The organism is Aminobacter aminovorans (assembly GCF_900445235.1).
GTDB classification, from domain to species: Bacteria; Pseudomonadota; Alphaproteobacteria; order Rhizobiales; family Rhizobiaceae; genus Aminobacter; species Aminobacter aminovorans.
This window is the reverse complement of record NZ_UFSM01000001.1, coordinates 1796972-1820255: the sequence shown is the minus strand read 5'-3', so window position 1 is coordinate 1820255 and position 23284 is coordinate 1796972. Positions and strand designations below refer to the sequence as shown.

Genomic DNA, 23284 nt, shown 5'->3' with positions numbered 1-23284 from the left:
CGGCCACGGGTGCCTTGCGCCCGTGGCTTTCGTCTGGCCGTGTTTCAACACGATTCGGCACAAAGTGACGCCGGGCAGGCTTCAAAGGCTCCGTGAACTTCAACAACGACTTTCGCGGGCTCAGGCGACGGTGCCCCGATCAGGCGCAGGATGAATTCGCAGCTGTTACCGGAACCGATCCTTGCACCGGGGGTTTAGCTACCCTGGGGGTGGAGCAAATCCCTGCAGAACTGGGCATTTTGCCAACACCAAGGAGCACTTTGATTAAAAGATTCATTCTCGCCGTAGCCGCCGCAAGCTTCATGCTTTTCCCCGCCTTCGCCGCCGATGGCGTCGTCAAGGAATACAACGCGGAAACGCATGTCCTCATGCTTGAAGATAGCACGAGCTTCACCATTCCCACCGATCTCGCGGTTCCGCCGGAGGTGAAGCTTGGTGCCAAGGTTACGATTGAGATGGACAAGAGCGACAGCACCAAGGTGTCAAGCGTCCTCGTCAATCCATAACGGGCCCTAACGGATTGCCCTCTCAAAAACAGTTCAGGCCAGGGGCGCGCCATGCGCCCGTGGCCTTTCATGTGCGTAGAGCGGGTGACTGCGGATGCGCCCCGCCCTTCGGTTGACAGGCCTCGCTGCGCACGTCACAAGGTAGTTGCACCGCGCAGCATGGTCTTCTGGTCGCTCGCCAACACCTTTTCCGATTGGTCATATGCTGAGTACATCCAGTCTTGGGCCTGGAGCTTCTCGCATGATGAAAATTCCCAAGAAACTCAGCCATATCTGGATAGGCCCGAAACAGCAGCCGTCGCAATGGATGCAGAGCTGGACCGACCGTCACCCGGATTGGGAATACACGCTCTACGACAACGACTTCCTCCGCAAAGGCACATTCAGGACACGTGCTCAAATCGACGAGTACATGAAGCGTGGCGCTTATGCGGGTGCCGCAGACCTGCTGCGCTTCGAAATTCTGTACGCACAAGGCGGATACATGGCCGGTGCGGACAGTATATGCGTTCACCCGGTCGATGAACTGTTTGACGATGGCGGAACGCTCTACACCGTCTATGAAAACGAGTTCCTGCGCGGCCAGCTGGTGGCCCCGATCGTGGCTGCGGCACCAGGCCATCCATTTCTGGATCTGATCCTCACCATTCTGGAGAGGACGCCCCCGGCCGAACTGGACCAACCGTGGCGGACGACGGGCAATCTGTTCATTGCCGAACTGATCGAAACCCACCGACCGGATATCGTCATCTGGCCCTCGCACGTCCTCATTCCCGAGCATTTCATCGGGCGAAAATACTCGGGGACCGGCAAGATCTATGCGCACCAGATGTTCGGAGAAACGACCGGTGCTTATCAATTCAGCTCGATCTTTTCCAACATGCTCGAATATCGTCGGCGTATCTATGCTTCGATGGCGCGCAAACGTTTGAGAGCGATCAAGAAGAAGAAAACGGCACAATGAACGTGCAACGCGCATTGGAAATGCATGGCAGGAATCCAGCTACCACTGGAGCACGGCATTGATGTACCAGGGCTTCAAAAATGCCACGCGGTCTTTCCGCCGGAAGCATGGACCGCGGGCAATCATGGCTCGGCTCGGCAACGGCCTCAGACTGAAACTGGCGCAACTGAAACGTGGCCGATCCGAGGCGCTGCATATCGGCATAACGGGTAGTTCGGCGAAATCGACGACCACCGCTCTGCTTGCCCACATTCTGGAGGGCCAGGGCAGCGTACACGCGCAGATCTACGAGAACACGATCCCCCAACTGGCAAGGACGTTGTGCAGCGCGCCTTTGCAGGCAGACTACATCGTCGCCGAGGTTGGCGCGACCGTCAAAGGGTCGATAATGCCGATGGCTCGCCTGCTCCGTCCTGACGTCGCCATCATCACGAAGGTCGGCCTGGAACACTATTCGGCCTTTCGCGGCAAGGACGCCGTGGCTCGAGAAAAGGGAGAGCTTGTCGCAGCCTTGAGACCGTCGGGACTTGCTATTCTCAATGCGGACGATCCGCATGTCATGGCAATGGCAAAACGTACGCAGGCCAGGATCGTCACCTTTGGCCGGTCGGAAAACGCCGACTACAGACTGGACGCCGCCGAGGCTTCTTTCCCACAACTCCTCAAGGTCACGGTGTCCTGCCGGAAGGGAAGCTTCGAGCTGCAGACGGCTTTTGTGGGTGAAGAGTTCTGGATCGCGACCCTGGGCGCATTCGCCACCGCTGTAGAACTCGGCGTAGCACCAACTTTGGCGGCATCTCGTATTGCCAGCTTTCCGGCGCCATGGAACCGCTGTGGTGTCCTCGCCACCTCCGGGGGCCCCACCTTCATCATCGATACGGTGAAGGCACCCAACGACAGCATTCCGGCTGCCATCGCCATTCTCCGCAAGAGCCGAGCCGCCAACAAGCGCGCGATTATCGGCTTCATTTCCGACTACACCGGCGGCACGCGGAAAGGCACCGCACTTGCATACGACCTCGCCTACCCATGCTCGGACCAATTCATCTTCGTCGGCGAAAACGGGCATCGAGCCCGCCCTTCTGAAGACGACAAGAAGAGCGGCAAGTTCATCGACTTCCTCCTGCCAAGGGAAGCATCGGACTATGTCAGGGCAACTTCCCGACCAGACGAACTTATCCTCCTGAAAGGATCGCAAACCCAGCATCTCGAACGGATCGCACTTAGCTGGACACACGATGTCAGATGCTGGGAAACCAATTGCGGCAAGTACATTGACTGCCTTCAATGCGGGATGGTCGAAGTCCCCTACAATGAGCATCGCCAGGCCCGCAAAGCTCGTGCGCGGGTCTGGCGGAGCAAGGGCTTCTCTCCCTCGGGCTAAGATGTCTCGCTTCAGCGAACGTGAGCCCGATCTCGGATTCTTGACCCGGAGCTGCTAGCTCACCTCGGCCCGCGCCCTTGGCCTGCTATCGTTGCGCTCATGGGCGAAGATCGCAGGCGGCAGGGGGTCGCGGTTGCGGATGATGTCGGCTCCCTTTTCGCCCATCATGATCGTCGGGCCGTTGGTATTGCAGGACGGCACGCGCGGCATGACAGAGCTGTCGCAGACGCGCAGACCGTCTATACCATGCACCTTGAGTTCCAAGTCGACGACGGCCATGTCGTCGGTACCCATCTTGCAGGTGCCGACAGGATGATGGTCGGTCTTGGCGTTGGCACAGCCATATTCGAACAGGTCCTCGTCCGAAACCTTGCTCGGTCCCGGCAACCGCTCGGCCAGCACGAAAGGTTTGAGTGCTGCCTGCTGCATGATCTCACGCGCGACCCGCAAGCCTTCGATCGACATCTTGCGGTCGTGCGGATCAGCCCAGTAGTTCGGATCGATCAGCGGAGCGGCGGCAGGGTCACTGGAAGCCAGCCGCACAGTGCCGCGCGAGCGCGGGTGCAGATAGGCGGAGTTCAGCGTCACACCGGCATTCTTGAGCCGGGCGACACCGGCCTCGATGCCCGAACCGAGGCCGAGATGAAACTGGATGTCGGGCGAGCGCGCATCCGGATCGGCATACCAGAAGCCGCCCGTCTCGAAGAGGCTCGACGTCACCGGCCCGGTGCGGAACAGCACATATTGGAGCCCGGCCCACAGCGTCCGATGCAGCTTGGCAACATTGTCGTAGGTGTGATCGCCGGTGCATTCTGAAATGACAAACAGGTCGAGGTGATCCTGCATGTTTTCGCCGACCCCCTTGAGGTCGTGGACGACAGGCACGCCCACGCTTTTCAGGTGATCTGCCGAGCCGATGCCCGACTGCAGCAGAAGCTTGGGCGAGCCGATGGCGCCCGAGGACACCAGCACCTCGCGTTCAGCGCGGATCATTTCGGTGCCGTTGCCGATGGCGATCTCGACACCGACCGCCCTGCCCCTTTCGACCACGATGCGCGTCACCCGCGCGCCCAGGCGGATGGTCAGGTTGCGTCGGTCCTTGATCGGATTGAGATAGGCCATCGAAGCTGACGAGCGGCGCTTGTTGCGCTGGGTCAACTGATAGAATCCGACGCCAGCCTGCTGCCTGCCGTTGAAGTCGTGGTTGTAGGGAATGCCAAGCTCCTGGCCGGCGCGGATATAGGCATCGCAGATCGGCAGGGCTGCCGACGGCATCGACACGCCGAGCGGCCCGCCATAGCCATGATAATCATCAGCGAAACGCTGGTTGTCTTCCGAGCGCTTGAAATATGGCAACACCGAGCGGTAGTCCCAGCCGGTGCAGCCGTCCTCGCTAGCCCACAGATCGTAGTCGGCGGCGTTGCCGCGAGTGTAGAGCTGGGCGTTGATGCTGGAGCCGCCGCCGATCACCTTGGCCTGGGTATAACGCAGCACGCGGTTCTTCATGTGCTTCTGCGGCACGGTTTCCCAGCCCCAGCTCGCCACGCCCTTGGTCATCTTGGCAAAGCCCGCCGGCATGTGAAACAGCGGGTTCCAGTCGCCGCCACCCGCCTCCAGAAGCAGCACCCTGACGTCAGGGTCTTCGCTCAGCCGGTTGGCGAGCACGCAACCGGCAGGACCCGCACCTGTGATGATGTAGTCGTAGGTCATCTCTGATCTCAAAGTCGCGCGACCGACAGCGCACCGTCAGCCCTGATGATGGAACCGGTGGCGAAGCCGAAGCCGCCGCCGGCAAGTGCCGCCGCGATGCGGCCAATGTCATCTGGCTCGCCCCAGCGTTTGACCGGAACGAGGCCGTCGGCGATCAGCCGGTCGTATTTTTCCGAGGCTTTCGCCGTCATGTCGGAGCGGATGATGCCGGGCCGGATCTCGAACACGTCGATGCCGGTGCCGGCGAGGCGCAACGTCAGCCCCTGCGTGAAGGCAGCGAGCCCAGCCTTCGACATGCAGTAGTCGAGCCTGTCGGGCGACGTCATCTCGGCCGAGATCGAGGTGATGTTGATCACCGAGCGCGGATGCAATGTGGGTGGTGCCACGAGCATGGCGCGCAGCACCGCCTGGGTGAAGAACACCGTGCCGCGCAGGTTGACCGCCATGATGGCATTGAAGTTCTCGGGCGTGAGCTCGAGAAAGTCGCCGCGCACCCTGGATGCCACGCCGGCATTGTTGACCAGGCAGTCGATCTGCCCGAAGTGCCCGACGATCTTGTCGACGGTGCCTGCATGGCCATCAAGGTCAGCGAGATCGGAGGCGACGAAGAGCACGCGCGCGCCATGCTTCTCCAGGCCAGAAACCGCCTCAGCAGAGGCCGCATCTTCCTCACGGTCGGTGATGGCGAGGTCGAAGCCCGCCCTGGCGAGCGCCTCGGCGGTAGCAAGGCCGATGCCGCGACGCGCGCCGGTCACCAACGCCACAGGTTTTACCGGCGCTTTCATGCCGCGAGATCCTTTTCAGCGATATGGTCGGCAACCCGCAGCGCCTGTGCCGCAATGGTCAGCGCCGGGTTTACCGCTGCCGATGTCGGCAGGAAGCTCGCGTCGACGACGAAAAGGTTCGGGTGGTCGAAAGCCCGGCAGAAGACGTCGAGCGGCGCATCCTCGGGGTCGTTGCCCATCCGCACCGTGCCGCACTGGTGCGATGGCGTGCGCTTGTCGAAGGCGCGTGACACCACGAGCGGAAAGCCCGCGCTGCGCAGCACCTGCTTGAGCTTGGCCACCAGCCGCTCATGCGCCTCCCAGTTGCTGCGCACCCATTTCAGCACGATGCGCTCGCCGTCGACCATGACTCGGCTTTCCGGCGACGGCAGATCCTCGCTCATGGCGTAGAAGTCGATCGAATGCGCCGTTACGCGGTTGAGCAGCCATTCCGGCACGGCAGGCATCGCGCCCTTGAGGATCGGTCCCGAGATGCGCCCGAGCAGTTGCACGTTGCCGAGTGGCGGCCCGCCATTGCCATCCGAGAGGTAAAAATCGTTGAAGCCGAAGGTCTTCTGGTAAACCGAGTCGTTGCGGAACCACGGGCTCATGGCGATAACCGCCGTCGAGTTGTGATTCATGAAGTTGCGGCCGACCTGGTCGGAGCGATTGGCGAGCCCGTTAGGGTTGCTGTCATTGGCCGAGCGCAGCAGAAGCACCGCCGACTGGACAGCGCCCGCCGACAGGATCACCAGCTTCGGTCTCAGCACCGCCGCCTCACCGTTGCTGACATAGTGAACTGCAACGATCCGGCCGTCAGGGCTGCTCTCCAGCCGCGTCACGCGCGAGCCGGTCTGAAGCTTCACGTTCTCATGCCTCAGCGCGGCAGCCAGTGCCGTCGTCTCGGCATCCATCTTGCCGTCGAAGCTGTTGGGATGCGCGTCCCACGGCGTCTTGCCCTTGGCCAGCCAGCGCTCGACATCGACACCGAGCGGCAGCGAGAAGGGGTGCACGCCCTTGGCCTTGAGACGCGCCCGCACCTTCGAGACCGCCGGCTCGTCGGCAACGGGCTTCAAGCCATAGGGCTGCGAATGCACGGGCTCGGTCGGGTCTTCGCCGAGCGTACCGCGCACCTGATAAAGCGCTTCGGCCCTGCCATACCAAGGCTCGAGGTCGTCATAGGCAATCGGCCATGCCGGCGAGACACCGTCGAGATGCTGCATCTCGTCAAAATCCTCGCGGCGGTAGCGTGTCAGCACGGCGCCGTAGAACTTCGAATTGCCGCCGACATTGTAGTAATTGCCCGGATTGAAACCGGTGCCGTCGGCTTCGTACCAGGTCTCGTCGGGCCGGAAGTGGCCGCGCTGGAAGATCGCGCGCGGGTCGCGGTTCTCCGGCCGGTCGGCGATATGGCAGCCAGCCTCGAGCACGAGAATGTTCGCGCCGGTCGCGGCGAGGCCGGCGGCGACAGTCGCGCCGCCGACACCCGAGCCGATGATGACGATGTCAGGCTGTCCAGACATGTCAGGCGATGCGCAGCTGGCTCTTCGGGTCGAAGAACACCGCCTTGTCGAGATTGAAGGCGAGCTTCGTCTTCTGGCCGGCATGGATGGCGGCATCGGCTCGCAGCCGCGCCACCACTTCCTTGCCGCCGAGCTTGGTCACTGCGAATGTATCCGAGCCCGCCGGCTCGACCACCTCGATCAGGCATTCGCCCTCGGCAATCGACTTGGCGTTGCGGTCGGCACCGTCAGGGTCGGTAAGGGCCTCGGGGCGGACGCCAAAGATGATGTCCTTGCCCGAATAGGCACTGAGCGCACCATTGGCCAGCTTGATCGGCAGCGCCAGCGGCTGATCGCCCGGACGATCCAGGATGACGCTGAGCCCGCCTGACCCGCCTTCGAGACGGCAGTTGAGCAGGTTCATCGCGGGCGAGCCCATGAAGTCGGCCACGAACATGTTGGCCGGGCTGTTGTAGATCTCGGCCGGCGTGCCGAACTGCTGCAGCATGCCGTCCTTGAGAACGGCGATCTTGGAGGCCAGCGTCATCGCCTCGATCTGGTCGTGGGTGACATAGACGATGGTCGTCTTCATGCGCTGGTGCAGGCGCTTGATCTCTGTGCGCATGTCGACGCGCAGTTTGGCGTCCAAGTTGGACAGCGGCTCGTCGAACAGGAAGACCTGCGGATTGCGCACCAACGCCCGGCCCATGGCGACACGCTGGCGCTGGCCGCCGGAGAGCTGGCTCGGCTTGCGGTCGAGCAGATGGCCGATCTGCAGGATGTCGGACACCTGCTTGATCGCCTTTTCGCGCTCGTCCTTGGGTACGCCGCGGATCTCCATGCCGAACGCGATGTTTCCGGCCACCGTCATGTTCGGGTAGAGCGCGTAGGACTGGAACACCATGGCGATGTCACGCTTGGACGGATGCAGCCCGGCCACCGAATTGCCGTTGATGGAGATCTCGCCCGAGGTGATCGGCTCAAGCCCGGCAATGGTATTGAGCAGCGTGGACTTGCCGCAGCCGGACGGCCCCACGAGCACCAGGAAACCGCCCTTGTCGATCTCGATGTTGATGTCCTTGAGGATCTCGACCTGGCCGTAGTTCTTGTAGAGATTGCTGATCTTGAGAAACGACATGGGCTTACCCCTTGACCGCGCCGGCCATCAGGCCGCGCACGAAATAGCGTCCGGAGACGATGTAAACGATGAGGGTGGGCAGCGCGGCGAGGATCGCGCCGGCGAAATGCACGTTGTATTCCTTCACGCCGGTCGATGAATTGACGAGGTTGTTCAGCGCCACCGTCAGCGGGATCGAATTGAAGCCCGAAAAGGACGAACCGAACAGGAAGTCGTTCCAGATGTTGGTGAACTGCCAGATGACGGTGACGACGATGATCGGACCCGACGACGGCAACAGGATGCGCCGGAAGATCTGGAAGAAGCTGGCGCCGTCGATCTGCGCCGCCCGGATCAGTTCGGTCGGGAACGCCTCGTAATAATTGCGGAAAAACAGCGTGGTGAAGCCGAGGCCATAGATGGCATGGATCAGCACCAGCCCGGTGATGGTGCCGGCAAGCCCGGTCATGCCGAGGATGCGCGCCGACGGGATCAACACGATCTGGAACGGGATGAAGCAGGCGAGCAGCATCAGGCCAAAGACGATGTTGTCGCCCTTGAAGCGCCACTTGGTCAGCACGTAGCCATTGAGCGCGCCGAGCATGGTCGAAATGGCGACCGCGGGCACCACCATCATCATCGAATTGATAAAGTAGGGCTTCAATCCGACCGGCTGCACGCCGATCTGCGCCGTCGACCAGGCCGACAGCCACGGCGCTATCGTCCATTGCTGCGGCAGCGCCAGCATGTTGCCTTGGCGGATTTCGTCGAGCGGCTTCAGCGAGTTCACCACCATGACGTAGAGCGGCAGGAGGTAGTAGATCGCAAACAGGATCAGCACGACATAGATGATGGCGCGGGTGAAGATGCTGTTGCGGGTGGCGACGTCTTGGGAAACGGCACTCATTTCTTCTTCCCCCCGAGCTCGGAGTATAGATAGGGCACGATGATGGTGAAGATCATCATCATCATGATGATCGCCGAGGCGGCACCCATGCCCATTTCGTTGCGGCCGAACGTGAATTTCTGCATGAACAGCGCCGGCGTCCAGGTCGCGGTGCCCGGCCCGCCGTCGGTCATCGCCACGACAAGGTCGTAGGACTTGATGGCAAGGTGGGCGAGCACGACGAAGGCCGACAGGAACACCGGCCGCATCAGTGGGATGATGATCCGGCGGTAGATCGTCAGCGTCGAGGCGCCGTCGATCTGGGCTGCCTTGATGATCTCGTTGTCGACGCCGCGCAGTCCAGCGAGAAACATCGCCATGACGAAGCCCGACGACTGCCAGACCGCGGCAATGACGATGGTGTAGATCGCCATCTGGCCTTCCTTGATCCAGCGGAACGAGAAGCTCTCCCAGCCCCAGGTCTGCATCACATGCTCAAGGCCGATGCCGGGATCGAGGAACCATTTCCAGGCGACGCCGGTGACGATAAAGGACAGCGCCATCGGGTAGAGATAGATCGGCCGCAGCACGCCCTCGCCGCGGATCTTCTGGTCGAGGAAGATGGCAAGCGCCAGGCCGATGAAACTGCAGATGACGATGTAGAGCACCGAGAAGATCGCGAGGTTCTTCAGCGCGGTGATCCAGTTGGGATGATTGAACAGCCTGACATAGTTGCCGAAGCCGACCCAGGTCGAAAAATCGGGCAACAGCTTCGAGCCGGAAAACGACAGGAAGGCCGTAAAGATGATGAAGCCGTAAACGAAGATCAGGATCACCGCGAAGCTTGGCGCCAGCACGAGTTTCGGTAGAAGGTCCTGCAACGTCGCGCGCGGGTTCGTTACCGCGCGGGGTGCGGTCGTCGTGATGTCGGCCATGAGTTCAGCCTCTGGGGTTGTCAGGTCAGGGGTGCCCCGGCTGGAGCCGGGGCATGAAGTTCAGTGAAGGGCCTGTCGTGGCCCCGCTGCTATACAGCTCCCCGGCGTTCGCCGCCTTCCATCGCGCCACCGGCACGATGGATTTGCAGCGCAAACCGGCGTCTCACCCCTTGGCGGCAGCGACGGCCTCGACCAGCGCCTTGGCGGCGGCCTTGGAGTCGATCTCGCCGTTGAAGTGGCGCGTCACCACGTCATAGAGCGCGTTCTTCACAGCAGCTGGCGCGGCATAACCATGGGCCATCGAACCGAACAGCTTGCCACCTGAGCTGGCTTCCGCCAGATCCTTGATGCCCTTCTTGCCGCAATCGTCGAAGGCGGTATCCGGCACGTCGGTACGAGCAGGAACCGAGCCCTTGACCACGTTGAACGAGGACTGGAACGCCGGATCCTCGATATCGGCCGCCATCTGCATCTGGGCCTTCTTCTTGTCATCGCCGACCTTGAACATCATGAACATGTCGGAGTTGAAGGTCACGGCACCCTGCGTACCGGGAAAGCGGATACAGACGAAGTCGGTGCCCGGCTTCTGGCCGGCCTTGAGGAATTCGCCCTTGGCCCAGTCACCCATCATCTGCATGCCGGCCTTGCCCTCGATGACCATCGCCGAAGCAAGGTTCCAGTCGCGGCCGGAGAAGTCCTTGTCGACATAGGTCTTGAGCTTGGCCATGCGGTCGAAGGCTTCGACCATCTTGTCGCCACCCAGTGTCGCTGGGTCGAGATCGATCATCGACGACTTGTAGAAGTCGGTGCCGAGCGAAAGCACGACGGCGTCGAAGATGGTCGCATCCTGCCAGGCCTGACCTCCATGGCCGAGTGGGGTGATGCCGTTGGCCTGCATCTTGTCGAGAACCGCGACCAGTTCGTCCCAGGTCTCCGGTGCCTTGCCGCCAGCAGCATCAAGCGCCTTCTTGGAGATCCAGACCCAGTTGGTCGAGTGCACGTTGACAGGGGCTGCGATCCACTTGCCGTCATGCTTGGCAAAGCCCTGCAGTGCTGCCGGAATGACCTTGTCCCAGCCTTCCTTGTCGGCGACTTCGCCGAGATCGCCGACGACGCCCTGGTTGGCCCAGTCGGTGATGTCGAAGCCAAGCGCCTGCACGGCGGTGGGCGGATCGCCTGCGGTGACGCGGGCGCGCAGCGCGGTCATCGCCGCTTCGCCGCCGCCACCGGCAACCGGCATGTCTTTCCAGGTCACGCCCTGGCCTTCCAGGTTCTTCTTCAGCACGTCGAGCGCGGCTGCTTCACCGCCCGACGTCCACCAGTGCAGCACTTCGACGCTGTCTTCGGCATGTGCCATCGGCATCGGCGCGGCAAACAGTGCCGCAACAGCTGCCGTACTCATCAAAAACTTACGCATTCCAGTTCCTCCCGGGTTGCAAGTTCCTCACGCATCATTGCGTGACATAAGTTCCCCTTGGCCCCGCCTCGGGGAATTCCTCCTCAGGCCCGCGCCTCCTTCGGCATCCAGTGGCCGGTGCGCGGTCCGATATGCATGTTGAGCGTCTTGGTCTCGGTGTAGTCCTCGACCGCATGGCGGCCGAGCTCGCGGCCGATGCCCGACTGGCGGTAGCCGCCGAACGGCAGTTCCGAAGCGCCGTCCATGAAGGTGTTCATCCAGATGGTGCCGGCGCGGACGCGACGGCCCACCGTCAGGCAGGTGTCGAAGTCGCGGCTCCACACACCGGCCGACAGGCCATAGTCGATCGAATTGGCGATGCGGATCGCCTCGTCAGTGGTCTCGAAGGCAAGCACCGAAAGCACCGGTCCGAACACCTCCTCGCGCGCCACCGCCATGTCGGGGGCGACCGACGACAGGATCGTCGGTTCCATGAACTGGCCGAGGCCGAGATCGGCGGTAGACCCGCCGATGGCGACGTCAGCGCCATTGTCGCTCGCACCTTTCACGTAAGTGACGATCTTCGCAAGATGCTGCGGCGTGATGATAGCACCAACCTGCGTTGCGGGGTCGAGCGGATCGCCAAGCTTGACCTTGGCTGCAAGGGCTGCGACACGCCCCGTCACGTCGTCAACGATGTCGCGATGGACGATCAGCCGCGAGCCGGCATTGCAGCATTCGCCGGCGTTGAAATAGGCGCCGAACACCGCCGCGTCGATGAAATCGTCGAGATTGGCGTCAGGGAAGACGATCTGCGGGTTCTTGCCGCCGAGTTCCAGCGACACCTTCTTCAACGTCTGCGCGGCATTCGCCATGGTCAGACGGCCGATGCCGGTCGAGCCGGTGAACGACACCATGTCGATGTCGGGGTGGCTGGTCAGCGGCGCGCCGGCTTCAGGGCCGGTGCCGACGATGATGTTGACCACACCAGCGGGTACGCCGGCGGCTTCCAGGATTTCGCCCAGCACCAGCGTCGAGCCTGAGGTCAGCTCCGACGGTTTGACCACGGCCGTGCAGCCGGCGGCGAGCGCGAAGGGCAGCTTCTGGCTGACGATCAGGAACGGGAAATTCCACGGTGTGATAATCGAAACGACCCCCACCGCCTCACGCAGCACCACGCCCAGCGTGCCGTCGCCCAGCGTGTTGTAGCTCTCGCCATGCAGGTCACGCGCAAGTGCTGCCGCATAGCGCCAGATGTCGGCGGCGCCACCCAATTCACCCTTGGCCTGCGAGATCGGCTTGCCCGACTCGATGCAGTCGAGGAAGGCCAGTTCGTCTGCCCTGGCGGCGATCATGTCGGCACAGCGCAACAGGATCAGCGAACGTTCGGCACCGGTCATGCGCGGCCAATGGCCCTCGTCGAAGGCCTTGCGGGCCGAGGCAATTGCTCGGTTCGCATCGACCGCGGTTGCGGCCTGATAGCGGCTGACCACAGTGCCATGTCCTGGGCTTGAGCGCTCGATCGTCTTGCCTTCGGCGCCGGCGGTCCATTTGCCGTCGATCAGCATCTTGAACTCGCGAACCTTGAAGCCGTCGAGCGGCTTGGGACGCATCAGGACCGTCATCACCATTCTCCTGCAAATTTGGCCGCACGCTTCTCGCTGAAGGCGGCAAGCCCCTCCTTGAGGTCCCCGGTCTTGGCGACGAGAATCGAGCCCAGCGCCTCGACGGCAGTGCCATTGTCTTCGCCGCTCGCCGTCGCGATCATCAGTTTTGCGACCTCGACTGCCGCCGGCCCTCTAGCGGCGATCCGGGCGGCGTAGTCGCGCGCGGCTGCGACCGCCTCGCCAGTCTCGACAACCTTGTCGACCAGCCCGAGCACAGCTGCTTCGTCGGCGGAAAAGATCTCGCCGCCCAGCGCCATACGCCGTACCACCTGTGCTCCGGCACGACGCACCAGCCGCTGCGTGCCCGACCAGCCCGGCACCATGCCGAGCCCGGTCTCGGGCAGGCCGATCTTCACATGGCGTTCGGCGATGCGGATGTCGGCGGCAATCGCCAGTTCCAGCCCGCCGCCCAGCGCATGGCCATTGATGGCAGCAACCAGCGGCACGCGCAAAGTCGCCAGCCGCTCGAACACGCGGTGGCCGAAGCGTACCCAGGCGTGGCCAAATTCGTTCGGCGTCATGCCGCCCCAGGCCTTGATGTCGCCGCCGGCCGAAAACGCCTTGCCCTCGCCGGTCAGGATCGCAACGCGAACATCCGCATTGGCCTCGACCTCGTCACAGGCCACCGACAACGCCTTCAGCATCTCAATGTCGAAGGCGTTGAGCTTGTCGGGCCGGGCTGCCGTGATGACGGCGATGTGGCCTGAGAATTCGACCTTGATGCGCTGGTCAGCCATGAGCGCCCTCCAGCTTTCGCAACGGCTTGCGCGGCAGTTTGAGGCCGATCGGAGCGTCGGCAAACAGGGCCGCATCCATCTGCTTGAGCTTGTCGGAAACAATCAGCGGGAACTCCGACTGGTCGAGGATATGCGCCTGCAGTTCGACGCCAGGCGCGATCTCGGTCAGCACGATGCCTTGAGGCGTAAGCTTCATCACGCAACGCTCGGTGACGTAAGTGATGTCCTGGCCCTGCTCGACGCCGCACCGGCCCGAGAAGGTGACATGCTCAACCTCGTTGACCAGTTTCTTGAGCTTGCCTTCCTTGTCGATGACCAGCTTGCCATTGACGATCTCGAGCTTGGCGCCCGCATTGAACATGCCGGAAAAGACGATCTTTTTCGCCCGCGCCGTAATGTCGACGAAACCGCCCGCACCCGCCGTCACATGCGGCCGGAAGCTGAGCTTGGAAACGTTGACTGAACCGCTGCGATCGATCTCGAGGAACGACAAAAGTGAAGCGTCAAAACCAGCGCCCTGGAAATAGGTGAACTGGTAGGGCGAAGGCATGAAGGCGTCGGCGTTCGACGCGCAGCCGAAGGCGAAGTCGAGCAGCGGCACGCCGCCGACGGCACCTTGTTCGATCACCCAGGTGACCTCGCCATGCAGGCCTTCCTCCAGCAGGATGCGCGGCACGTTGGCCGAGATGCCGAAGCCGAGATTGACCGCACTGCCGGCTTCGAGTTCCTGCGCCACGCGGCGCGCGATCACCTTCTGGATGTTGAATTCGGGTACGCGGAAGCTGTCGAGCGGGCGCATGATCTCGCCCGAGATTGCCGGGTCGTAGGCCGTCTGCGTCGTTTGCTTCTGTTCGGGGTCGACGACGATGTAGTCGACCAGCATACCCGGCACGCGCACGTCATGCGGCCGGAGCGAACCGTCTTTGGTGATGCGCTTGACCTGGGCGATGACGATGCCGCCATTGTTGCGCGCTGCCAGCGCCTGGTCGAGCCCGCCGAGATAGGCACCTTCGTGCTCGTAAGTCAGGTTGCCACGCTCGTCAGCGGTCGTCGCCCGGATGATCGCCACCTCAGGGTTGATCGCGGGGAAAAACAGCCAGTCTTCGCCTTCGAAGCTGACCTTCTTGACCAGCGGCTCGGCCGCGGCGCGGACATTCATCGCACAGCCCTGGCGCTCCGGGTCGACGAAGGTGTCGAGCCCGACCTTGGTCATCACGCCCGGCCGCTTGGCCGCCGCCTCGCGATGCAGGTCGAACATGATGCCCGACGGCACGTTATAGGCAGCCACCTCCTCATTGCTGATCATCTGCCAGATCAGCGGCGGTTCGGCGCTCGACGGCCCCGACGGATAGGAACCGCCGATGATCTTCTTCAGCAGGCCCTTCTTGGCGATGTGGTCGACGCCCTTGATGCCGCTCATGTCGCCTGCGGCGATCGGATGCAGCGTCGTCAGCTCGCGCGGATGGCCAGTCGCCTCGAAGCGCTCGCCGATCGCCTTCAGCATCAGGTCGGGGCAGCCGAGCCCGCTCGACGACGACACCGACACGATTGCTCCGTCGGGAATAAGTGCTGCGGCTTGATCAGGGGTGATGTGCTTGCCCATGGTCACAACCCAGCCTCGATGGCGACCGCCTTGCCGGTCGCAGCCGACTTGACCACCGCGAGCCCTGTCGCCAGCGACCACACGCCGTCCTCGCCCGTCGCCGAAGGCTTGCACTTGCCTGATATGGCGTCATGGAACGCCTGGAGCCCAGTCTCGTAGAGATTGCGCTGGTCGAGCTTGAGCTCGTGTTCGCCCTCGGCGTTGCGCAGCACGACCGAGCCGATCGGCTTCTGCGTCATCACATTTCGAGCGATCAACGAACCCTCGGTGCCGTGCACCTCCAGACCCGTCTCGGCAAATTTCGCGGTAAATGCATCATGGAACTGGGCGACCAGGCCCGACTTGAAGCGCAGCACGCCCATCACGGCGTCTTCCAGTCCCGCCTGCCCCATGCCACCCGCCTGACTGAGGGCGATGGCTTCGACCGGATCGTCATTAAGCACGAAGCGCAACGTGTCGACGTCATGCACCGTGATGTCGAGGATCACCCCGCCGCCGGCTTCCCGCTTGTCAAGGCGCCAGCCCTGCAGATGCGGCGGCAGATAGACGGCGTGAAACACGCGCGCCGCCAGCGGCTTGCCGATGCGGCCTGCGGCAATCGCGTCGCGCATCGCGCGGTGGCTTGCTGCATTGCGCAGATGGTGGTTCGTCGCCAGGACGACCCCGGCATCCTCCGCCGCATGCACCATTGCCCGGGCGTCCGAAACGGTTAGCGCCAGCGGCTTCTCGCACAGCACATGCTTGCCGGCCTTGGCTGCGGCAATCGCCTGTTCCACATGTAATTCGTTGGTGGTCGAGATGTAGACGGCGTCGATACCGGAATCGCCGACGATTTCCTCGAGCGACGTGACAGATTTCGCGATGCCGTTCGCATCGGCATAGTCTCGTCCGCGCTCGGCATTGGCGCTCATGACAGACACCACTTCGCCGCCGGTCGCCTTGATGGCGCCGATGACCCACTCCCTGGCGATGGTGCTCGCCCCGATCAGACCCCAGCGCGTCATGCCGTAAGCTCCCTAACCCGTTGCGGCGCACCGCAGCTTTCGCGCACCACCAGCCGCACCGTCGCCACCAGCGCCTCGGCATCGAAATCGCCGGCATTGATCTGCTTGAGCAGCAACTGGGCAGCGCGGCGGCCCATGCCTTGCGGATCGACCGAAACGGTGGTCAGCGCCGGCACCGCGGTCTTGGCCTCGATCACGTCGTCGAAGCCGATGACGCCGAAGTCGACGCCTGGCTCGATACGGGCGCTACGCAGGCCGTCGCAGGCGCCGAACGCCACCGCATCGTTGAAGCAAAGGGCGGCTGTGGGGCGATCGCGCATGGCGAGCATGCGCTCGACCGCCGCTACACCGCCCGCACGCGACGGTGCCGAACTGATGACCAATTCATCCGAAGCGTCGAGACCGGCTTCCAGCAGCGCGTCACGGAAGCCGCGCATGCGCTCGTCGAACACGGCCGTATCGTTAAAGCCGCCGAGAAAGGCGATGCGGCGATGACCCAGCTCGATCAGGTGCCGCACGGCAGCAGCCGCCCCCGCATGCCCGTCGGATACGACGGAGGAAACCTTGAGCCCGGGGACGTTGCGCGCCACCAGCACCACCGGAATGCCGCTGTCGACTAGCGGCCTGAGGTCGGCGGCAGTGGTGCCGCGCGCCGGCGACAGGATCAGCCCGGCCATGCCGTGCTCGCGCATCGAGGCGATCACCTCGCCCTGGCGGTCGGCATTCTCCGAGGTGTTGGCCATGAACTGGATGTAGCCGGCCGACTGCACCACCATGTCCATACCGACGGCAAGTTCAGCGAAGAAGCTGTTGGTCAGGTCGTTGACGACGATGCCGACGATCTTCGATTTCGACTGCCGGAGGTTGGCGGCACCCCGGTTGTAGACATAGCCGAGTTCGCGAATGACCGCGCCCACCCTGGCCCGTGTCGCCTCGTTCACCAGCGAACTGCCCTGGAGCACCAGCGACACAGTCGACTTCGACACGCCGGCAGCATGCGCAACATCGACAACTGTCACCTTCGGCTGTTTCAAAACGATCCTCCCGGGGAAGCGTCTTTGGCTCCCTTTTCCGAGTCAAATAATTGGAACGTTCCAAACTGTCAAGCATGGAAGCAGGCGGACGCCATCGATTTCGCGACGGCTGCACTCCGCGATGCAGGTCTTCGGAATGCTTGTTTTGTACACAATGTAACATTTCAAACGATTTACTACACTTCTCAACGTCTGAGTGCTCCGGCACGACGCGCCACCGGCAAATCCAGCACCAGCGTCCATGACGTCATGAAATTCCATCTTGAAATTTGGAACGATCTAAATTACGAGATGCAGCCGATCAGGGGAGGAACCCATGGCCAAGGCAGTGAAGCTTCCGCGGGTTGACCGCAGCGTCGAGACCTACGCCCTTGTCGGCACGCCAACCGAACGGCCTGAAGCCACCCCGGTTTTCAACCGCATCGCCTATGCCGCGGCCCATGTCGTCGCCGATCCGTGGGCCGACGCGAACCCATGGAACAGCCCGGCCATCGACTGGGATGCGACGATGGCCTTCCGCCACCATCTTTGGTCGCTCGGCTTCAAGATCGCCGAGGCGATGGACACTTCGCAGCGCGGCATGGGGCTCGACTGGGCGGGCGCACGGGAGCTGATCCGCCGTTCGCTGGCTGAAGCGCGCACAATTGCGGGCGCCGACCTCGCCTGCGGTGCCGGCACTGATCAATTGCTCAGACAGGATGCCAGATCGCTCGACGACGTGATCGCGGCTTACGAGGAGCAGTTCGACTTCATCGAAAAGCATGGTGGCCGCACCATCATGATGGCGAGCCGCGCGCTTGCCCATGTCGCCAGGTCCCCGGACGACTATCGCAAGGTTTATGGCCGCATCCTCGGCCAGGCCAATGACAAGGTGGTCCTCCACTGGCTCGGCGACATGTTCGATCCCGAACTCAGGGGCTATTGGGGCAGCGAGCGCTTCGAAGACGCGCTGGAAACGGTGCTTTCGATCATCGCCGAGCACAAGGACAAGGTCGAAGGCATCAAGATCTCGCTGCTCGACCAAGCCTGTGAAATCGAGCTGCGCCGCCGCCTGCCCGAGGGCGTGATCTGCTTCACCGGCGACGATTTCAACTATGCCGCCCTGATCGAGGGCGACGGCACCCAACACAGCCACGCTTTGCTCGGCATCTTCGATGCCGTCGCGCCGCAGGCATCAAAGGCACTGGCGGCATTGGCGAAAGGCGATCTCGCCACCTTCCGTGGCACCATCGAGCCGACAGTGCCGTTGTCGCGCAAGATCTTCGAGACCCCGACGCAGTACTACAAGGCAGGCGTCGTCTTCCTGGCCTGGCTCAACGGCCACCAAAGCCACTTCACCATGCCTGCGGGCATGCAGTCGGCGCGAGGTGCGGTGCACTACGCTGACGTCTTCCGCCTCGCCGACCAGGCCAATGTGCTCGACAGGCCCGAGTTGGCCGCAACGCGCATGGCTGCGCTGATGACGCAATACGGGGTGGGCTGACCGGCGACCTCTTCCTTTTCCCCGTTCATGGGGAGAAGGTGGCCCGAAGGGACGGGGCTGCAGTCTGCAAGCTTTGCTCCCTCATCTGCCTGCCCGTCCAGCCGGGTCCCGCTGCCTGCGGCAGCGTTCCGGCGTTCGCAGGCCTGCCATGTTGCCACCGGCATCATGGCTTTCGCGCTGCGCGCGAAACCGCCCGCTCACCCATGCGCGATCATGACATGGCGTACGGCGGTGTAGTCCTCCAGCGCATAGACCGACATGTCCTTGCCGTAGCCGGATTGCTTGAGGCCGCCATGCGGCATCTCGTTGGTGAGCATGAAGTGCGTGTTGATCCAGGTGCAGCCATATTGCAGCCGAGCCGCCGTCGACATACCGCGCGAGATGTCCTTGGTCCACACCGACGACGCCAGGCCGTAGTCGCTGTCATTGGCCCAGTTGACCGCCTCGTCGACGTCGGAGAAGCGCGTCACCGACACCACCGGACCGAACACCTCGCGGCGCACGATCTCGTCTTCTTGCAGCGCACCGGCAACGACCGTCGGCTGATAGTAAAAGCCGCCGCCCTCGCCCTGCTTGCCGCCGGTGGTGATCTCGATGTGCTTGAGCTCTGAGGCACGCTCGACGAAGGAAGCTACGCGGTCGCGTTGGCGCCGCGAGATCAACGGCCCGATCTCGTTTTCGGTGTCGTCGGCCTGGCCGAAACGAATGGTCGACACCGCCGACGACAGGTCGGCGACGAGCTTGTCGTAGACCTTCTTACCGGCATAGATGCGACAGGCCGCGGTGCAGTCCTGGCCGGCATTGTAGTAGCCGAAGGCGCGCAGGCCACCGACCACGGCGTCGATATCAGCATCATCGAAGACGATGACCGGCGCCTTGCCGCCGAGTTCAAGATGCGTGCGCTTGACCGACTTGGCCGCCGCCTGCAGCACTTTCTTGCCGGTGGCGACGTCGCCGGTAATCGAGATCATGCTGACTGCCGCATGGTTGATCAGCGTGTTGCCGACGCTTTCGCCGCGGCCAAGCACGACATTGACCACGCCCTCTGGCAGCACGTCGGCGAGAATTCTTGCAAGCTTTAGCGCCGTCAGCGGCGTCTGCTCGGACGGCTTGAAGACAACTGTGTTGCCACCGGCGATTGCCGGCGCCAGTTTCCACGCCATCATCATCAGCGGATAGTTCCACGGCGCGATCGAGGCAACGATGCCGACCGGGTCGCGGCGGATCATCGAGGTGTGGCCGGGCAGATACTCGCCGGCCACCAGCCCGGGCATCGAGCGCACTGCACCGGCAAAGAAGCGGTAGCAGTCGACGATCGCCGGGATCTCGTCGTTGAGCACGGCGTTGATCGGCTTGCCACAATTGAGCGCCTCGAGCCTGGCAAAGCCTTCCGCCTCGGCCTCGATGCGGTCGGCGATCTTGAGTAGATAGCCCGAGCGCTGCGCCGGCGTGGTCTTCGACCAGGTCACGAAGGCCTTCTGGGCTGCCGCGACAGCCGCCTCGATCTGCGCCGGCGAGGCCTCAGGCAGGCTGAGGATCGTCTCGCCGGTGCGCGGATTGAGGATCGCCTCCTCCGTCTCGGTTCCTTTTTCGAACGTCGAGCCGATAAGCATCTGGGTGTCCATGACTTCTCCCTTTCGAGTCTTATTTTCCGGCACCGGCGATCTGGTCGCCTTCGCGGGTCAGGTAATAGGCGGCAAGGATGGGTAGCAGGGTCGCGAGCACGACGACCATGGCCACGACATTGGTGACCGGGCGCTGGCGCGGGCGCACCAGTTCTTCCAGCATCCAGATCGGCAGCGTCTGCTGCTGTCCGGCGGTGAAGGTGGTGACGATGACCTCGTCGAATGACAGCGCAAAGGCGAGCATCCCACCGGCCAGGAGTGCCGTACCGATATTGGGCAGGATCACATGCCTGAACGTCTGGAAGCCGTCGGCGCCGAGATCCATCGATGCTTCGATGAGCGAGCCCGAGGTGCGGCGGAACCGTGCCACCGCGTTGTTGTAGACGACCACGACGCAGAAGGTGGCGTGGCCGAGCACGATCGTCCAGAACGAGAACGGGATTTCGGCCAGGCTGAAGGCCGAGCGCAAGGCGATGCCGGTGATGATACCGGGCAAGGCGATCGGCAGGATGACCAGCAGCGAGATCGCCTCGCGGCCGAAGAACCGGGTCTGGCTTACCGCAGCGGCGCAGAGTGTTCCAAGCACCAGCGCAATCGCTGTAGAGATCGCCGCGACCTGGACTGAAAGGCCAAGCGCCTGCCAGACATCAGGCCGTGCCCAGGTGGCGGCGAACCACTGCGTCGTCAGGCCGGGTGGCGGCCACTGGTAGCTCTTTTCTTCCGTCGTGAAGGCGTAGACGAAGATCAGCAGGATCGGCAGATGCAGGAAGGCGAGGCCCGCGGCAGCCGCGATTTTGATGCCGAGGGGCGCCGATTGCGAGCGGTCAGAGCGCATCGAATGCTCCCATGCGTTTGGCGCCCCAGAGGTAGAAGCCCATGATGACGATCGGCACGACGGTGAAGGCGGCGGCGAGCGGGATGTTGCCGGCAGTGCCTTGCTGTGCATAGACGGCCTGGCCGATGAACAGCCTGGACGTACCGATGATCTGCGGGATGATGTAGTCGCCGAGTGTCAGCGAGAAGGTGAAGATCGAACCAGCGACGATGCCTGGCAGTGCCAATGGGAACAGCACGTTGCGGAACGTCTGACCCGGTGACGCGCCGAGGTCGGAGGAGGCTTCGACCAGATTGCCGGGGACGCGCTCGAGTGCCGCCTGGATCGGCAGGATCATGAACGGTAGCCAGACATAGACGAAGACGATGAAGGTGCCGGTGAACGAGACCGACAGCGAGTTGCCGCCGACGACGGGCAATGACAGCCAACTGTCGAGCAGCCACGACAGATGCAGCTTGGCAAACACCCAGGTCAGGATGCCTTCCTTGGCGAGGATCAGCTTCCAGGCATAGATCTTGACGAGGTAGCTCGACCACAAGGGCAGCATCACACCGAGATAGAACAGCGCCTTCCACGTGCCGCGGGCATAACGCGCCGCGTAGTAGGCGATGGGAAACGCGACGACCGCCGAGACGAGTGTCACCAGTGCGGCCATCGTCACCGTGCGCACGATGATGTCGAGATTGGCCGGCTGGAACAGGTCGCCATAGGTCTTGAGCGTAAGCTCGCGGCTGATCAGGCCGGAGAATTCGTCGATCGAAAAGAAGCTCTGCGCCAAAAGCGCAATCAGCGAGCCGATGTAGACGACGCCAAGCCAGAGCAGCGGCGGTGCCAGCATCAAGAACAACAGCAGCCCCGGCTTGCGCCACAACAGGTCCGACAGCGAGCCGGCGAAGCCGCCACGCCTGGGCAGGATCGCGGCAGCCACGTCGGACGCGCCTGACACAGCCTGGACGCTCATGCCTGCTCCTCCATCAAATGGAGCTGGTCGCGGTTGAAGGTCAGCATGACATGGGCGCCATCTTCGGGGATGGCGGCGCCCGACGGCACAGTCGCATGCAGCCTGAGGCCATCGGCGTCGAGCGACAGCTTGGTCGCAGCACCCAGATAGTGGCGCGAGACGACGCGCGCGGCGACGCCGTCGCCTGAGGTGTCGCGGCGAATGCGGATCTGCTCGGGTCGGAGACTGCCCCAGCGCCGCTCGCCGGCGTAGCGCTGGACAAAGTCGGGCGGCAGCACGTTGGACGAGCCGACGAAATCGGCAACGAAGCGCGATGCCGGACGCTGATAGATATCCTCCGGCGCGCCGACCTGCATGATGCGGCCGTCGTTGAACACCGCGACCCGGTCGGCCATCGACAGCGCCTCGCCCTGGTCATGGGTGACGAAGACGAAGGTGATGCCGAGCGCCTTTTGCAGTTGCTTGAGCTCTTCCTGCATGCTCTCGCGCAGCTTGAGGTCGAGCGCCCCGAGCGGCTCGTCCAGCAGCAGCACCTTGGGCTTGTTGACCAGAGCGCGCGCCAGCGCCACGCGCTGTCGCTGGCCGCCGGACAGTTGGCCCGGCTTGCGGCCGCCATAGCCCGGCAGTTGCACCAGCTTGAGCGCATCCTCGGCGGCGCGGTGGCGTTCATCCCGGCTGATGCCCTTGACCATCAGCCCGTAAGCGACATTGTCGAGCACGTTGAGATGGGGGAACAGCGCGTAGTCCTGGAACACCGTGTTGACGTTGCGCCGATAGGGCGGCACGCCCTCGGCGCGTTCGCCGAAGATCGAGATGCTGCCCAAGGTCGGCTGTTCGAAGCCGGCGATCAGCCTGAGGCAGGTGGTCTTGCCCGAGCCCGACGGACCCAGCATGGCGAAGAATTCGCCGGGCTTGATCTCGAGGTCGACGGCATCGACCGCGCGCACCGCACCGAAGTGGCGCGAGGTCTTTTGAAAGGCGACTGCAGGGGTCATCGTCTTTAGCTTCCGATGTCTGGGGCCATATGCGTCCGGGGCGAAATGCCCGGGCCATGGCTGCGCATCCGGCCGACCCGCGGCCGCCGATGCCTTCATGCCGCGCTGTCAGGCGGTCGTCTCAAAGGGTCGGTTGAAGCCCTCCGCCCCCTCTCCCCTGAGGGAGAGGGCGGCCG

20 protein-coding genes are annotated in these 23284 nt (G+C 63.1%); 4 read left to right on the top strand and 16 right to left on the bottom strand.

Translation table 11 applies throughout. The features are described 5' to 3' along the window. Window positions 1-92: 92 nt before the first annotated feature. The 3 genes from DY201_RS28695 to DY201_RS08910 all read left to right on the top strand — a co-directional run bounded on the left by DY201_RS28695 (window position 93) and on the right by DY201_RS08910 (window position 2854). A complete protein-coding gene (locus DY201_RS28695; protein WP_131922234.1) occupies window positions 93-506 on the top strand; it encodes a hypothetical protein in 414 nt (137 codons plus the stop codon). A 241-nt stretch (window positions 507-747) separates the two neighbouring features. Continuing rightward, on the top strand, window positions 748-1470 hold the full coding sequence (locus tag DY201_RS08915; RefSeq protein ID WP_245431936.1) for a glycosyltransferase family 32 protein: 723 nt from the start codon (window positions 748-750) through the stop codon (window positions 1468-1470). 61 nt (window positions 1471-1531) lie between these two features. Further along, a complete protein-coding gene (locus DY201_RS08910) occupies window positions 1532-2854 on the top strand; it encodes a Mur ligase family protein (RefSeq protein WP_115730886.1) in 1323 nt (440 codons plus the stop codon). Window positions 2855-2908: 54 nt separating this feature from the next. Here the strand turns inward: DY201_RS08910 and DY201_RS08905 are convergent, their stop codons facing one another. The 12 genes from DY201_RS08905 to DY201_RS08850 form a co-directional block, all read right to left on the bottom strand. Next, on the bottom strand, window positions 2909-4564 hold the full coding sequence (locus DY201_RS08905; RefSeq protein ID WP_115730885.1) for a GMC family oxidoreductase: 1656 nt from the start codon (window positions 4562-4564) through the stop codon (window positions 2909-2911). Between the two features lie 8 nt (window positions 4565-4572). Continuing rightward, entirely contained in the window at window positions 4573-5349 is a 777-nt protein-coding gene (locus DY201_RS08900) for a 3-ketoacyl-ACP reductase (RefSeq protein ID WP_115730884.1), read from the bottom strand. Next, complete coding sequence (locus tag DY201_RS08895; protein WP_115730883.1) at window positions 5346-6851, bottom strand: GMC oxidoreductase; 1506 nt, start codon at window positions 6849-6851, stop codon at window positions 5346-5348. The genes DY201_RS08900 and DY201_RS08895 overlap by 4 nt, the downstream gene beginning before the upstream one ends. 1 nt (window position 6852) lies before the next feature. Next, complete coding sequence (locus tag DY201_RS08890) at window positions 6853-7968, bottom strand: ABC transporter ATP-binding protein (protein WP_115730882.1); 1116 nt, start codon at window positions 7966-7968, stop codon at window positions 6853-6855. A 4-nt stretch (window positions 7969-7972) separates the two neighbouring features. After that, window positions 7973-8854 (bottom strand): carbohydrate ABC transporter permease, encoded by an 882-nt coding sequence (locus tag DY201_RS08885; protein WP_115730881.1) that lies wholly within the window; start codon window positions 8852-8854, stop codon window positions 7973-7975. Beyond that, window positions 8851-9768 (bottom strand): carbohydrate ABC transporter permease, encoded by a 918-nt coding sequence (locus tag DY201_RS08880; protein ID WP_115730880.1) that lies wholly within the window; start codon window positions 9766-9768, stop codon window positions 8851-8853. The genes DY201_RS08885 and DY201_RS08880 overlap by 4 nt, the downstream gene beginning before the upstream one ends. A 163-nt stretch (window positions 9769-9931) precedes the next feature. Next, window positions 9932-11185: an ABC transporter substrate-binding protein gene (locus tag DY201_RS08875; protein WP_115730879.1), complete on the bottom strand. Its 1254-nt coding sequence runs from the start codon at window positions 11183-11185 to the stop codon at window positions 9932-9934. A gap of 83 nt (window positions 11186-11268) precedes the next feature. Next, window positions 11269-12789 carry an aldehyde dehydrogenase family protein gene (locus tag DY201_RS08870; protein ID WP_115733683.1) on the bottom strand — a complete coding sequence of 507 codons (1521 nt, stop codon included), beginning with the start codon at window positions 12787-12789 and terminating at the stop codon, window positions 11269-11271. Beyond that, the gene (locus DY201_RS08865; RefSeq protein WP_115730878.1) at window positions 12789-13568 is read right to left on the bottom strand and encodes an enoyl-CoA hydratase/isomerase family protein; all 780 of its coding nucleotides are present in this window, start codon (window positions 13566-13568) and stop codon (window positions 12789-12791) included. Before DY201_RS08865 ends, DY201_RS08870 begins: the two co-directional genes overlap by 1 nt. After that, window positions 13561-15171 (bottom strand): acyl CoA:acetate/3-ketoacid CoA transferase, encoded by a 1611-nt coding sequence (locus DY201_RS08860; protein ID WP_165915822.1) that lies wholly within the window; start codon window positions 15169-15171, stop codon window positions 13561-13563. Before DY201_RS08860 ends, DY201_RS08865 begins: the two co-directional genes overlap by 8 nt. Window positions 15172-15173: 2 nt before the next feature. Continuing rightward, window positions 15174-16175 carry a Gfo/Idh/MocA family protein gene (locus DY201_RS08855; protein ID WP_115730876.1) on the bottom strand — a complete coding sequence of 334 codons (1002 nt, stop codon included), beginning with the start codon at window positions 16173-16175 and terminating at the stop codon, window positions 15174-15176. Then, window positions 16172-17209 (bottom strand): LacI family DNA-binding transcriptional regulator, encoded by a 1038-nt coding sequence (locus DY201_RS08850; protein WP_115730875.1) that lies wholly within the window; start codon window positions 17207-17209, stop codon window positions 16172-16174. Before DY201_RS08850 ends, DY201_RS08855 begins: the two co-directional genes overlap by 4 nt. Before the next feature lie 316 nt (window positions 17210-17525). On the opposite strand from DY201_RS08850, the gene DY201_RS08845 reads away from it, so the two are divergent. Continuing rightward, a complete protein-coding gene (locus tag DY201_RS08845) occupies window positions 17526-18692 on the top strand; it encodes a dihydrodipicolinate synthase family protein (protein WP_115730874.1) in 1167 nt (388 codons plus the stop codon). A 197-nt stretch (window positions 18693-18889) separates the two neighbouring features. Here DY201_RS08845 and DY201_RS08840 read toward each other — a convergent pair whose 3' ends face one another. From DY201_RS08840 to DY201_RS08825, 4 genes are read right to left on the bottom strand one after another with little or no spacing between them, the layout of a single operon-like run. Next, complete coding sequence (locus DY201_RS08840; RefSeq protein WP_115730873.1) at window positions 18890-20317, bottom strand: gamma-aminobutyraldehyde dehydrogenase; 1428 nt, start codon at window positions 20315-20317, stop codon at window positions 18890-18892. A 19-nt stretch (window positions 20318-20336) separates the two neighbouring features. Next, on the bottom strand, window positions 20337-21152 hold the full coding sequence (locus DY201_RS08835; protein WP_115730872.1) for an ABC transporter permease: 816 nt from the start codon (window positions 21150-21152) through the stop codon (window positions 20337-20339). Beyond that, window positions 21142-22113, bottom strand: coding sequence for an ABC transporter permease (locus tag DY201_RS08830; protein WP_115730871.1), 972 nt, complete (start codon window positions 22111-22113; stop codon window positions 21142-21144). Before DY201_RS08830 ends, DY201_RS08835 begins: the two co-directional genes overlap by 11 nt. Further along, window positions 22110-23108: an ABC transporter ATP-binding protein gene (locus DY201_RS08825; RefSeq protein WP_115730870.1), complete on the bottom strand. Its 999-nt coding sequence runs from the start codon at window positions 23106-23108 to the stop codon at window positions 22110-22112. Before DY201_RS08825 ends, DY201_RS08830 begins: the two co-directional genes overlap by 4 nt. Between the last annotated feature and the right edge of the window lie 176 nt (window positions 23109-23284).

What these genes read in the sequence shown, in the direction of transcription:
- DY201_RS08915 (WP_245431936.1), top strand. Translation starts at nt 748, where the DNA reads ATGATGAAAATTCCCAAGAAACTCAGCCATATCTGGATAGGCCCGAAA.
- DY201_RS08870 (WP_115733683.1), bottom strand. Translation starts at nt 12,789, where the DNA reads ATGACGGTCCTGATGCGTCCCAAGCCGCTCGACGGCTTCAAGGTTCGC.
- DY201_RS08825 (WP_115730870.1), bottom strand. Translation starts at nt 23,108, where the DNA reads ATGACCCCTGCAGTCGCCTTTCAAAAGACCTCGCGCCACTTCGGTGCG.
- DY201_RS08860 (WP_165915822.1), bottom strand. Translation starts at nt 15,171, where the DNA reads ATGGGCAAGCACATCACCCCTGATCAAGCCGCAGCACTTATTCCCGAC.
- DY201_RS08840 (WP_115730873.1), bottom strand. Translation starts at nt 20,317, where the DNA reads ATGGACACCCAGATGCTTATCGGCTCGACGTTCGAAAAAGGAACCGAG.
- DY201_RS08895 (WP_115730883.1), bottom strand. Translation starts at nt 6,851, where the DNA reads ATGTCTGGACAGCCTGACATCGTCATCATCGGCTCGGGTGTCGGCGGC.
- DY201_RS08890 (WP_115730882.1), bottom strand. Translation starts at nt 7,968, where the DNA reads ATGTCGTTTCTCAAGATCAGCAATCTCTACAAGAACTACGGCCAGGTC.
- DY201_RS08885 (WP_115730881.1), bottom strand. Translation starts at nt 8,854, where the DNA reads ATGAGTGCCGTTTCCCAAGACGTCGCCACCCGCAACAGCATCTTCACC.
- DY201_RS08835 (WP_115730872.1), bottom strand. Translation starts at nt 21,152, where the DNA reads ATGCGCTCTGACCGCTCGCAATCGGCGCCCCTCGGCATCAAAATCGCG.
- DY201_RS08845 (WP_115730874.1), top strand. Translation starts at nt 17,526, where the DNA reads ATGGCCAAGGCAGTGAAGCTTCCGCGGGTTGACCGCAGCGTCGAGACC.
- DY201_RS08875 (WP_115730879.1), bottom strand. Translation starts at nt 11,185, where the DNA reads ATGCGTAAGTTTTTGATGAGTACGGCAGCTGTTGCGGCACTGTTTGCC.
- DY201_RS08880 (WP_115730880.1), bottom strand. Translation starts at nt 9,768, where the DNA reads ATGGCCGACATCACGACGACCGCACCCCGCGCGGTAACGAACCCGCGC.
- DY201_RS08910 (WP_115730886.1), top strand. Translation starts at nt 1,532, where the DNA reads ATGTACCAGGGCTTCAAAAATGCCACGCGGTCTTTCCGCCGGAAGCAT.
- DY201_RS08900 (WP_115730884.1), bottom strand. Translation starts at nt 5,349, where the DNA reads ATGAAAGCGCCGGTAAAACCTGTGGCGTTGGTGACCGGCGCGCGTCGC.
- DY201_RS08855 (WP_115730876.1), bottom strand. Translation starts at nt 16,175, where the DNA reads ATGACGCGCTGGGGTCTGATCGGGGCGAGCACCATCGCCAGGGAGTGG.
- DY201_RS08830 (WP_115730871.1), bottom strand. Translation starts at nt 22,113, where the DNA reads ATGAGCGTCCAGGCTGTGTCAGGCGCGTCCGACGTGGCTGCCGCGATC.
- DY201_RS08865 (WP_115730878.1), bottom strand. Translation starts at nt 13,568, where the DNA reads ATGGCTGACCAGCGCATCAAGGTCGAATTCTCAGGCCACATCGCCGTC.
- DY201_RS08905 (WP_115730885.1), bottom strand. Translation starts at nt 4,564, where the DNA reads ATGACCTACGACTACATCATCACAGGTGCGGGTCCTGCCGGTTGCGTG.